Below are 12,568 nucleotides of genomic sequence, written 5' to 3'. Positions count from 1 at the left end.
GCTGTTCTTGATAGAGATCGCTATACAGCGGGTATGTGAACTGTTCTATGACACCCTCGTGACAGTACAGGAAAGACTCAGTATCTCACAAAGCGTCGCCACTCACTCCGCTGGCTTGCTCGGTCGGTGGTTAGCGGTGGAATCGGTCGTCAGGTGGCCGATTCGCGGGGACGGCCCGACGCACCGCAAGGGCCGTCCACGCAGCTCGTCGAATCATATTGATGAACTCCTTGTACGGCCACCACCAGAGGCGACGCCCGCCTCGGCGCGGCGTCGCCACATATTCGTAGTGAAGGTATCGCCAGACGTTCTGTAAGAGGAGACTCACCACGACGTACAGCAGCCGTATCGTTGGATCTCGTGTTGTTGTCGTCGCTATCGCTTGCTCGGATAATCGATAGCTCGACTCGATACCGAAGCGTTTCGAGTAGTGGTATCGAGCGTCTCGTGGTGAGTCGATGAACGGCGCGTCAGCGGCGTAGCCGTGACGCGCCACGCCGTTCTCGTCATACTTCCCGTTTAGGTACGTACAGTCGATATAGACGGGAAACTCGACGGTCACAGCTGGACTGTCGAGTTTCCCTGTCAGATCGTGCTGAATGACACGGCTCCACCCTTCCGAGAGCTCTTGCTGAATCGTCTCTCCCCACCGGATGATCGGGATCACGTACGCGTAGTCGTGCGCTTGAAGCAGCGTGAGGCACTTGCTGTCGTAGAATCCGCGGTCGAGGTAGACGGCCTTGACCACGGTGTCAAGGCCGTCAAGGACACCGAAAAACTCAGCAAGGACGCTGCTGGCGGTATCGCCGTCTCGAAGACGGCGTACCGCCAGCGTGTAGCGTTTGTTCTCTACACGCGCGTAGAGTGTGGCGTAGGCGTGGAATGCGGTGGTTCTACGCTTCGCTACTGAGTGATAGAGGCCGTCTGTGTCGTCTTTGTCACCGTAGTAGGGCCGTAGGTGGAGGTCTGCGCAGACCTCCACCTGCTCGGGGAGTAGTTCATCGAGATCTTTCCGGAGGAGCGTGTTAGCGACTCGTTCGAGCCGTTCCGGCTCGAACTTCGTCCGGAGATGGTAGAGGATCGTGTTCGTAGCAGGCGTGTTCTGGCTCGACGCACAGAGCGTAGAGACGGAGCTCCCGTCGGCGCAAGCGCCGACGAGGACCTCATAGATGTCTTCAGCAGTGATTTCAGCGTTATTGGCTAAGGAGAGCGGAACTTCCTCGTCAAGGCGGTTGACGAGAAAGTTAAGAAGCTGGTCCTCGTGGATCTCACCGTCTGCTTGCTTGGTTTTAGACACACCTTCAGCAAGCAGACGTTCTAACTAAGCGGCTTTGTGAAGTACTGAGCATGACCGACGACTGCGTGTTCACCTGTCTGGAGTGCGGCGAGGACGTCCAGGGCGACGTCGAGTCCCACGCCGAAGTGCTTCAAATTCCACGCCAAGGCGAACCACAAGCGCGAACTCCAGCAGCTGGACGGGACTCGCACTCGGCCGTATCGCGAGTTCCTCTCCGAGGAGGACATCGATGCGATTCGGGCGGATGACGTCCCAATATAGCGGTTTTTCTTCACTTACGCCCGGGTCCGAAACGGTTTAGCCGTTTCCGGCGCTTCGTAAATTCAGCCCCCTGACACAAGGGGAGCGAGTCGCCATCGAGCGGCGATCTGCGTGGATGAGATACCACGCAGGAGGATGTGGATATGTCTACTATTTCGCTCCTACCTGGCGTCACAGCGCCAGCGGCTGCGGTTCTCGGAGGAGTGTGGCTCGTTCACGGCGGCACCGTGGCGATCGGCGCAGGGTTCGTCCTGGCCGCGCTCGTCGCGTGGGCCTACGTGAACTGAAGTGTAGCCGCCAGCTGGCTGCTGGCGGCACTATTCATTTGGTATTGAAAGGATGGGATATGCCCACTCGCTCCCTCGCAGGAGTGTGGCTTACTCGCCGTCACAGCGGCGAGGCACCGTCGCTGTCATGGCAGAGGGTTGGTGAGTCTCTGGTGTGTCCCAGGTGCATCTGATTATAGAACCGCTATAATACAAAACAGTTACTACTACGACTACTATAGCGATATTCCAATTTTGTGGAATCAGCGTTCTACTAACCTCTTGCTCGGCTCGAACCGCTCGTCGGTCACGAACGTCGACGCCACGTGTCGCACCCCGTGCTCCGCCGACCACGTCTCACCGCTGTAGTGCGCCACCGGCCGTCGCCAGGGCGACCACTCCTCGTGCGCCCACAGTGCTGTCTTCTCGTGCCCTCGCGTGGCGTGAGCCGGACGTGGACCTGCCGCGGGTTGAGCAACCCCTCGCTCCGGAACGCGTACGAGCCGACCTCGTACACCCGCTGCTCGTCACGCATCTCGTACTGGATGCTGGCGAGCCAGCAGGGCCACCACCGGGGTATCGACTGGAACTCTTCGCGGACCTCCGAGGGCGGCACGTCGATCACGCCGACGAACGTCCGCGTGTTGAGCGGTAGCCCCGTCTTCTCCGAGAGCTTGTCGACAGCGCTGGACACATCGATAGAGGTGTGTTCGTCGATGGCGTCGACGGTCTCGTCGTAGTCGCCATCGGCGAGGCGGTCGACGATCGGGAGGGCCACACGCCGAACTCGCCACAGGTCGGGCCACCCGCCCCACACACGTTGCGAGACGAGCAGCGCAAGGAGGGCGAGCGTCGGCGCGATCACGGCTGCGTAGTCGAGAGCAATGCGACTCAGGTCGGTAATGTTGTGTGGTGTCCTTGGTACAATATCACACTCTCCAGAAAAATCGCAACCTTATCTACGGGTGATCGGTACCCAGTAGATGGGGACAACTGGTCCCTGATGAGAGCAGGCTAGCCCCTTCCCCCAACTGCCGACCGGCCTGCTCTCACCACATCTGCGTGTCGGATGCCACCACGACCAACTCGTCGTCGGACACGCAGGGAGCGCTATCTGAGTCCAACCCCGGGGGAGGGGCATCCTTTAGATGTCCCGTACTGGCACACAGGATCGGATAGTCCGTAACGAATAAGCCCGTAGACCATCCGCCTTTGGTCGGGGCCATTGGCCCCAACAGAGGGCAACCACGTCTAGCCCACGTCGTTTGTCCACTGTTTCGCATCACCACAGCCGATCCGTCTGTTCAACAGGCGGACTGAAAGGTTGATCAAAATCTCCTCGGCTTTTGCTCAGATATCTCCGTCTACGGCCGACAGACAGATCATATGTTGTCATCTGTGACTAAATCTCTCGCGGCGTCTCACCGAGTGTGCGCTCGATCCGGTCGAGCACATCGCTGGCCGACTGATGTGCCCCAAGCGTGAGCGACACCTCGCCGGCTGGCTCGTCGATGCCCCGGATCTCGTACCGTTCGTCACCGGAGGTCGGCAACTGCGACGGTGCGATCGCGTCGACCAAGTTGAACCCGGCCTCTCGCTGCGGGATCGTCACCTCGCCCTCCCACTACGGGCTGTCCAACTCGTCGATGAGGAAGGAGGCCGCGCCAGCCGCAGCCGTATCCGAGCGGATGGCATTGAGCGTCTCGACGCGATGGTTGGAGAAGTCGACGTCGGCGTCCTCGCCGTGGTCCCGAACGGTGCCGGACGGACGGCTGACCAGCAGGAGTATCTTGAGCGGCTATCCAGAACAGTAGTCCCACATCTACCAGTCGACGCCGAATCACGGTGGTGGATTGTTAATGTTGGCGTGTCAAGGGGGACTATGGGAATAAAATATAGGGAGTATGACACAATGGTGTTGTGGCATCGTATTACCTCGCATATCACAGAGAGACAGGGGTAAGATACGTTTCTCTCGCAAAGGACAACCGGTGTTTCTCACAGAAGGGGAGGTGGAGGTATTCTAGGGCACCCTGTCTGGACGCGATAGTTACGCGTGCGCACGGAAGCAGCGGCGCGGTTACTCTCTCACTTCGACGGTGTAGCCCTCTAGGAGGACGTCCCCCGTCTCCTCGTCCTAGAAGACGACGTAGTAGTCGCCGTCCCACGTGGCGGTATTTGCGACGACGCCGTCAATTGTTAGATCTAATGCTTCTCTATCGTTGTCCTTATTTCTGGCTGGGTTGTACTCTAACATCCTGGTTACTCAGGAACAGCACTCGCAGGTGGTGGGATCCACCTGTGGACGCTGTCAGGGGCACACGATGCTGTTGTAAAGCGACTCTTTCAGCTGCGACTCCGCTGCGACATCGTCGACGTCGACGAACAGACCGTCGCCGACTGGTGAGAACGCGAATATCCCTCTTATGTAGAAACGTGGAAAGACCGTATAATTACACTGAGCCGATGCTAATCTGGCGATATGGCTTCTACTCAGCCAGCGTTCGGCGGGATGTTTCGACAGCTGATTGAGCTGGGAGCTATCGAAATCAACACGGAGCCGCTCGATGACCTCATCGAGCGGCGACTCAAGCAGTTCTAGGAGCATACATCCTGTCCACGCTGCGGTCACCAGCGTCTGATGATATCGGAGACCCGTGACCGGGTTCGATGTCGTAACTGTAACTTTAAGCCGGTCTACACCTACGGAACGCCATTTCACGAGAAGCACCTCTCCTGTGGTGAGGTGCTTCTCGCTTTCAGGCTCTACGCGGATACGCTACTAAGTATCAACCAAATCGCGCCGCTACTTGGTCGCGCTTACAAGACCGTTCACACTACTGTGTTGACTCGATGGAAACGCTGCTACGCCATGAGCGCGTGAACTAAGACATGGGGCGCAAGAGACCGACCGCTATTCAGTGCCACAGAGCACGTTGTGTTGACTGGTCCGTATGCAAAAGAAGTCGAGTCATGGGCGCTACAGCCCGGATGCCGCGGCCCGCGGCATCCGGGAAAGCCCGAATAGGTGAATCTCTACTTCACGCACTGGCATCCCGGGTGAACAAGCTATGTACCCCGGAATTGACATCCACAAACGGTACGCACAGGTGGCAGTGATGGATGAGGCTGGGACGATCGTCGAAGAGGTTCGCGTCGAAAACGCGAACCTCGACGACCTCGCTCAGCGGTACGCCGGCGCACAAGCCGTGCTTGAGGCGACCTCCAACTACTACCACATCCACGATACGCTGTCCGAGCACTTGGATGTGACCGTCGCTCATCCCAAAAAGATCAACCAGATCGCAGACACCGACAAGAAAACCGACCGCGTGGACGCGAAAGAACTCGCGCGGATGCTTCGGTTAAATTCGGTGCCTGAAAGCTACGTCCCAACCGAAGAGGTCAGGGAAGCCCGCGCACTCGTGCGCGGGTGACAGACGTTGGTCGAAAAGCGTACTAAGTACGCAAACAAGGTTCATGGACTCCTCTCCGATCACGGCATTACTGAGGACGTGAAACCACTGAGCGAGAAGGGGCGAGAGTCCCTGCGGGAACTCTCGCTCCCGGTACCGTTCGACACGTTACTTGAGTCGTATCTCGACCTGATCGAGTCGCTCACCGAAGAGCTTCAGAAGCTCGATGAGACGATCGAAGAGCGCGCTGGGTCTCTGAAGGAGACCCAGCTGCTGATGACGATTCTCGGTGTGAGTTACTACACGGCGCTGACGATCTACGCGGAGTTAGGCGGGATCGACCGGTTTGACGGTGACAAGGAGGTCGTCAGTTACGTCGGATTGAACCCGGTGATCCGCGGGTCAGGCGACTCGCGGATCGAAGGGAGCATCTCGAAACGTGGATCAGGTCGTGTGCGATGGCTGCTTGTTCAAGCAGCAAACACCGCAGTCCATACCAGTAACGACGAGTACCTGAGCCGGTTCTACGACCGGTTAGCAAGCCGAAAGAACTCACAGAAAGCGATCGTGGCGGCAGCTCGGAAGATGCTGGTATCGATCTACCATATGCTTGATCGGGGAGAAGCGTATGATCCACCGGGTGTGACCGCGTAGACGAGGGATCTGAGGGCCGCCGACTCGGCGACCCTCAGTGGCCGACCGAGGCCCTCCGTGAGCGCCAGCTATCGCCAGACAGCGACCGCACCGCAGACACGTTTCGACTGCCTACCGGCTGTGGAAAGGGGAAATCCCCGGACGGCGTAATCATTTTATCGCTAGACGTGGTTTGCCCGGGTAGCAGCGTTTCCATAGGTGAATAGCGATATTATATACCGATATCATCGGTTTAGAAGGGTGAAGCCGAGGAAATCGAACCTGACATGGAGATCGACATCCTCGAATTCATTGAGCAGTGTCGTGACCTAGCTAAACAAGCGTTAGGGAAGCACGCGGGCGAGCCCGCCAGCGGCGGGTTCGCCCGCTAGGTCCATGTCATTCTTCACTGTTTCCGGGTCGAAGAGACCCACAGCTACCGTGAAACGCCGAATCGGCTGAAGTACATGGCTGAGGTTCGTGACGCTCTCGACTTAGATCAGGACGATCTCCCCGATCACACGACGATCCACAAGTCGTTTGATCGGCTGAAAATGTGGGTGTGGCGGGCGCTGCTGCGCGTTTCCGCGCAGCAGCACCCGCAGTCTGGCCACGTTGCGCTCGACAGCACGTTTTTCGACCGGCAACGTACGTCATCGTACTTCCGCCAGCGGGCAGGACAAACGATACAAACGCTCAAAGCGACGACAGTGACTGATGTGGAATCGCTTGCTGTTCTCGATGTCCACATCGCAGCACGGTGGAAGCATGATACAAAGACCGGACCGCAGGTCGTCCGCGTTTCTGCGGACGACCTGCAGTCTGTCGCCGCTGATAATGGCTTCCAAGACTGGCATACCGAGTACGAAATTGCCGCACATGATGTTGAGTACCTTGTTCACTACCGCGGTTCGTCAGCGAAAGCGGCCGCGAACAACGCGCTCAATCGAGCAAACGGCTACTCTCAGCGATGGATGGCCGAAACATCCTATTCGACAACGAAGCGCTCGCTCGGCGATGCCGTGCGAGCGCTGAGCTGGTATCGACAGTTCCGTGAAATTGTTCTCATGTTCGCCATCACCAACATAGAACCGCTGTGTGAGCCGCTGTAACTGTGACTCAACGTCTATTCAACACAGCACTCTACAGAGGCGCTGACATCTTGTGCGACGAACAGTGAGTCACTCGGTGTTGAGCAATCTTCAACACAGACACACCGTTAGAGGCGGATACAGACTGTGACGACAGTCACATTGAGGCGCTCACGAGTGAGGATGAACACGAAGCGATCCTCGAGAAAATCGACGATGTCGTCGATAACGATAACTACGCCGTTGAGAGTGATGGTGGGGAGTACCGTGCCCCGAAGTACGGTGAGATCGCCGTATTGACCCGAACCCGCGATTGACGACGGAACTAGAACTCTAGCGTAGCGGCGACGAAGGAGGGTTCAGACAACAGCGGACGAACCGTCTGTTCCTGAAGCGCTGTCCGAACACTCATACGGCCGGCCGACCCTCTCCCAGACATGCCCCCGTACAGCGATGCGGATCTTCTCGACGAGATCCGTCGTGTCTCGGAGCTCCCCGCCGTCGACGGGGTGCCGAGCAGGCGGGTGTTCGACGAGCACGCCGACCTGTCATCGTCCACCATCACGCGCCGCTTTGGTTCGTGGGGTACTGCGGTCGAGCAGGCCGGCCTTGATCCGCACGCATCACCCAACAAGATCCCGCGTAACAACCTTGTCACCGAACTCCGCCGACTCCGTGACAAACTCGACCAGATCCCCACTGCCGGCCAGATGGACGAGTACGGCGCGTACGCGTACATCACCTACTACGAGCGGTTTGGCTCGTGGGCAGACGCCCTTGAGGAGATCTTCGGTGAGGTTCCTGACCGCGAGTGGGAACACGTCTCCGACGCCGAGCTCATCGCCGAGCTCCAGCGGCTCGACGACGATGGAGAGCGTCCGACGACGGTCGACGTCCAAGAGCGCGGGGCCCACGCGCCAACGACGTATCGAGATCGGTTCGGCTCGTGGCGAGATGCGCTTGAAGCGGCTGGGTTCGAGCCGCCGCCACCGCAGGGTGTAACGACCGAGGAGTTGCTCACCGAGGTGCGTCGGCTTCACGACGAGTTGGGAGGAAGGCCAACGACGACGGTTGTCCGCGAACACGGCAGGTATTCGCTCCAGACCTACTACGACCGCTTTGACTCGTGGGGCGACGTTCTCGAGGCCGCCTTTGAGACCATCCCGGAGGACACCGCCGACGCGGCCAACGCTGGCACCAAACGCACCAGCGAGATACACAGTGACGAAGCGCTGCTTGAGGAGATCCGTCGCGTCGCCGACGTCGCCGATGCTGATGGCGCTCCAACAATCACACAGTTCGACGAGTACAGTGACATCGCCGACAGCACGATTCATCGACGCTTCGGCTCGTGGAACAAAGGGGTGAAACAAGCAGGATTCGAACCCAATTCACCGAATACACCTGTCTCGAAAGCTGATCTCGCCGCTGAACTTCAGCGCCTCCGTGAAGAGCTCGGCCATCTCCCGACCGTCAGTGAGATGAACGAACACGGTGCCCACTGGACAGAAACATACGAGAAACACTACGGGTCTTGGACCACAGCCCTTGTCGAGGTCTTCGACGATGTGACCAGAGATACACTTGATGAGTTCCGCCCTTCGAGCAGTACCGGCTCAGGTCGAACCTCCGGGGCGTGTGTGTCAGAGAAAACGTTACGCCAGGACCTACGCGCACTCGCCGATAAACTCGGACATTCGCCCACCTCGAAAGAGATGCGCGAACACGGCTCTCACAGCGATCAAACGTACATGAGACGCTTCGGCTCGTGGGCTGACGCGCTGGAGGCAGCTGACCTCGACCCACCGAACCGAAACAAAATCACCGATGCCGAACTCATCGCCGATCTTCATCGGTTGCGTGACGAGCTCGGTGAGCAGCCGACCTCGACAGATGTCGCTCGCGAGGGCGAGTACGGGCTCGCAACCTATCAGCGCCGCTTTGGCTCGTGGGGCGACGCAGCTGCCGCTGCGTTCGAGGAGACAGGATCTTGATATTTACCCCGCGTGGAGCGCGAGGCTTTCTCCTCGATTCTCCGTAACTGGAGGTTCTCGGAGTTAATGTGGGAACGCAGACGACTGGGCAAGTCCCCTACCCTGAAAACCAGGGCCCAGTCGCCTGAGAGGGTCCGAACCCATCTTGACTAGATCACGGTGTGTATGTAGATGTTCCGTTCAGACGGAACGCACGGATCTGGCCAAGACTGACTGTGTCACGGCCTGTTGCGACCGTCTTTCTCAATTTTAAAAACGACCGTCTGACGCCCGCTACAGCTTGTGTGGGGCGTTCACACACCCAGATGGTCACAAAGCACTTATACTAGCCGATATTCGTTGAATATGCAGTACCCCTATCCGGTGCGAAAATGCGACGCCGGTTGCGAGTACTCCGATCCAAGTCCGGTCGCGCCCTCGATGTAACGTTGGTTGATGACGAACGGGCGAACAAGGTGAGGACAAAGCAGGGTGTCGCGACGCAGACAACACAACACACAATGACAAACGACAATACACGCACGAAGGCCAACGCGGTCTTCTTCAGCGTTCTCATGGTCATCTCCATGGTGGCCGTCGGATTCGCTGCGGCACCTGCCGCGGCGGTCGAATCCGGCGACTCGGTCAGTGTTGACGAGATTACACTGACCAGTTCCGCCGCAGAAGCGACAGGCGTAACGTATACAGTTGACTTCAATGTTAGCGGAAACGCGAACAGCAACGTTAACGCCACTTACGTGTCGATCAGCAGTAGCGATGTCGACCTTAGTGGTGTTACAAACAGCGATCTTACCGCTCCCGGAACCCCGACGGTTTACGACGCGAGCGCGGACCAGCTCATCATCAATATGAGCAGTCCGCAGATGCTCGCGCAGTCGGGCAACTCGCACACCGTGGCAGTTGCTGGGCTGACGAACCCGTCGGCGGGGTCCTACAACCTCGACCTGGGTCTTCACTCGGATAACGGGTCCGGCGCCCCGGTTACCACCGGTTCCGGCGTCATCACGGCCACCGGTAGCTTCGAGACCAGCTACACCACCGGCAGCGCTCAGCGTTCCCCCGGTGAGGACGAGGTCTTCAACGGCACGAACGTCTTCCAGGGTGAGGACGACCTGACGTTCATCAACAACGACGGGTCCACGCTCGATGCTAGTGACCTCGAAGGTACGTCCGGAAACCGTGAGGGCACGCCCCTTCGGCTTCCGATCCCGCAGAATGCTGATACGGGATCCTACGACACGAACGGTCCCGGAACCGCGCCCGCGTTCGGGGTCACCGTTGTCGAGCCGACGATCACCACCGCGGAGGTCCAGCTGAACGGAGACGATCTTAGTACGGTCGGCCCGGACAACGCCGGCAGCCTCGACATCGCGGCTGAGTGGAACTTCAACGAGGCCGAGGATCTTAGCCTCACCGTCGAGGACCCGAGCGGAACGGACATCACCAGCGAGGTCGTCACCGGCCCCGAGACGCTCTCCGGCAACGGTGAGCAGACTTCGAGACTCGACCTCAACGGTGAGGACGCCGGCGAATACACCGTCATCTTCGAGGGTGCAGACGACCTCGACTATGACGCCGTCGTCGAGGAGTACACGATCGAACTGACCAACGACGACACGCTCTCGATCAACACTGCTAGCGACTCGGTCACGCAGGGAACTAACCTCCAGTACACCGTGAGCGGCGGTACGAACGGTCAGTACCACATGGTTACGATCGACGAGCAGTACTTCCGCAGCGACAGCATTAGTAACGTCTTCCGTAACGTCGGAGACACCTCGGCAGTCGGCTTCGCGAACGACTCAGGTGCCACCGGTCTTACCCCCGAAAACGCGTCGTACGCCTACGCAGTCGTCGAGATCGACGGCACGGAAGGTGTCGGATCGATCCGCACTTCTGCCCTCGACGACACGTCGGTCACGCTCGACGTGTACGGCACCCAGAGTTCGGGCTCGTTCTCCAGCGTGAGCGGTCAGGACTCGGAGGACGACACCGACTTCTCCGTCGAGTCGGGCGACATCACCATCGGTAGCCCGACCGGCGAATACACCATCGGCTCCGAAGTCGACATCAACGGTACTGCGACCAGTGCCGACAACGTCGACATCTACGTCCGCGACAACAACGCCTGGGAGCTCCTCTACTCGGGTATCTCGGTCGACTCGGCCGACGAGTACGAGCAGGAGGACATCACCCTGACCAGCACCGGTCAGAGCAACCCCGGCGAATCCCTGATCAACCAGGCCGGTACGTACCGCTACGGCGTCGTTGACGCCAGCGAGTCCAACGGTCAGGACACCCTGACGACGACGGAGTTCAGCCGTGCGTCGAGCACGTCGCAGTCGCTCCGGACGGTCGAAGGTGAGCTCAACGCGCAGCTGGAGACTATCAATGGCCAGATCAACTACGATCTCGACAACCAGGCCGACATCTCCGGCTCCGCAGAGGGCCAGTCCAGCATCGCGCTGATCTTCGTGGACCGCCGCGGTAACCTCGTGGCCCAGGAGGTCGACGTCGACAGCGACGGGACAATCGACGAGGAAGACGTCACGATCCCGAACCGCGCCGGCGTCAACTCCCGGCTGTCCGAGGGGACGGTCACCGCGCACTTCATCTCGCAGAGTCGTGACGACGTGATCGGCGACAGCGATATTCCGGGCCAGGGTGGCAACGATGTCACCGCCCTCAAAAACTGGGTCAACCAGAACCTCAGCAACACCAATCTGAACGCCAATCAGGTCCGTGACCGGATCGTCAGCGAGACGACCGAGGACACGGCGAGCGACGACCTGATGGTCACGCAGACGTTCCGCTACGCGGAGAGCCAGACGACGATCGACTCGGTCTACCCCGAAGAGGCGCAGGCCGAGGGCGTCAACCCGGTCGCGACCGGTGAGACGATGGTCGTCTCCGGTTCGACCAACCTCCGTGCCGACGACAACTCGATCACCGTCGAGGTCCTGAACGAGGACGGCGAGTCTCTGGAAATCTCGAGCACTGACGAGTGGGAGACCGACGGTCAGTGGAACGCCACGGTTGACACCTCCAACCTCGAACCCGGTACGTACACTGTCGAATCTGACGACAGTACGAACACGGACCGCGCCGAGGTCGAAATTGTCGAAGAACGCCAGACTGACGACGGCACCGACGATGGCTCCGGTGACGGCTCCGGCGACAGTTCCGGTGACGGCTCCGGCGACAGTTCCGGTGACGGCTCCGGCGACAGTTCCGGTGACGGCTCCGGCGACAGTTCCGGTGACGGCTCCGGCGACAGTTCCGGTGACGGCTCCGGCGACAGTTCCGGTGACGGCTCCGGCGACAGTTCCGGTGACGGCTCCGGCGACAGTACCGACGACGGTACGCCCGGCTTCGGTGCGCTCGTCGCGCTTGTCGCGCTCATCGCGGCCGCGCTCCTCGCCACTCGCCGTAACAACTAACGACAGTAATCACCGAACGGACGGCCTGTTCGGCTCACGCGGTTTGCGGTTCCATTTTTCCACGCTTGTCTCACACTCGTGAGCGGCGCAGCTCGGTCGCTTTGTACGATATGGGGCTGTTCTTGGCGTGTAGCTCTGATTGTGCCGCGATCCTAACCGATCAGAGAATC

The 12,568-nt window shown here is 59.3% G+C and carries 5 protein-coding genes and 3 pseudogenes; 5 read left to right on the top strand and 3 right to left on the bottom strand.

Features of this window, described 5'->3' with window-relative positions:
- Positions 1-130 precede the first annotated feature (130 nt).
- From BN903_RS11075 to BN903_RS11060, 3 genes are all read right to left on the bottom strand, one after another.
- A complete protein-coding gene (locus tag BN903_RS11075; RefSeq protein ID WP_048077779.1) occupies positions 131-1,297 on the bottom strand; it encodes an ISH3 family transposase in 1,167 nt (388 codons plus the stop codon).
- 834 nt (positions 1,298-2,131) lie between these two features.
- On the bottom strand, positions 2,132-2,602 hold the full coding sequence (locus tag BN903_RS11065) for a hypothetical protein (protein WP_228841088.1): 471 nt from the start codon (positions 2,600-2,602) through the stop codon (positions 2,132-2,134).
- Positions 2,603-3,226: 624 nt separating this feature from the next.
- A complete protein-coding gene (locus tag BN903_RS11060; protein ID WP_048077777.1) occupies positions 3,227-3,436 on the bottom strand; it encodes a hypothetical protein in 210 nt (69 codons plus the stop codon).
- 870 nt (positions 3,437-4,306) lie between these two features.
- Here BN903_RS11060 and BN903_RS11055 point away from each other — a divergent pair.
- The 5 genes and pseudogenes from BN903_RS11055 to csg all read left to right on the top strand — a co-directional run.
- Positions 4,307-4,669, top strand: a pseudogene (locus BN903_RS11055) (IS1595 family transposase); the annotation flags it as partial.
- Positions 4,670-4,895: 226 nt separating this feature from the next.
- Positions 4,896-5,894: pseudogene (locus BN903_RS11050) on the top strand (IS110 family transposase).
- Between the two features lie 266 nt (positions 5,895-6,160).
- Positions 6,161-6,985: pseudogene (locus tag BN903_RS11045) on the top strand (IS5 family transposase).
- Between the two features lie 416 nt (positions 6,986-7,401).
- A complete protein-coding gene (locus BN903_RS15225) occupies positions 7,402-8,958 on the top strand; it encodes a homing endonuclease associated repeat-containing protein (RefSeq protein ID WP_052334954.1) in 1,557 nt (518 codons plus the stop codon).
- Between the two features lie 500 nt (positions 8,959-9,458).
- Positions 9,459-12,398: an HVO_2072 family ArtA-dependent S-layer glycoprotein gene (gene csg, locus BN903_RS11035; protein WP_195155786.1), complete on the top strand. Its 2,940-nt coding sequence runs from the start codon at positions 9,459-9,461 to the stop codon at positions 12,396-12,398.
- Positions 12,399-12,568 lie beyond the last annotated feature (170 nt).

It is taken from the genome of Halorubrum sp. AJ67 (assembly GCF_000513435.1).
Note: the sequence above shows the minus strand (reverse complement) of the source record. Positions and strands in the feature narration are given on the sequence as shown.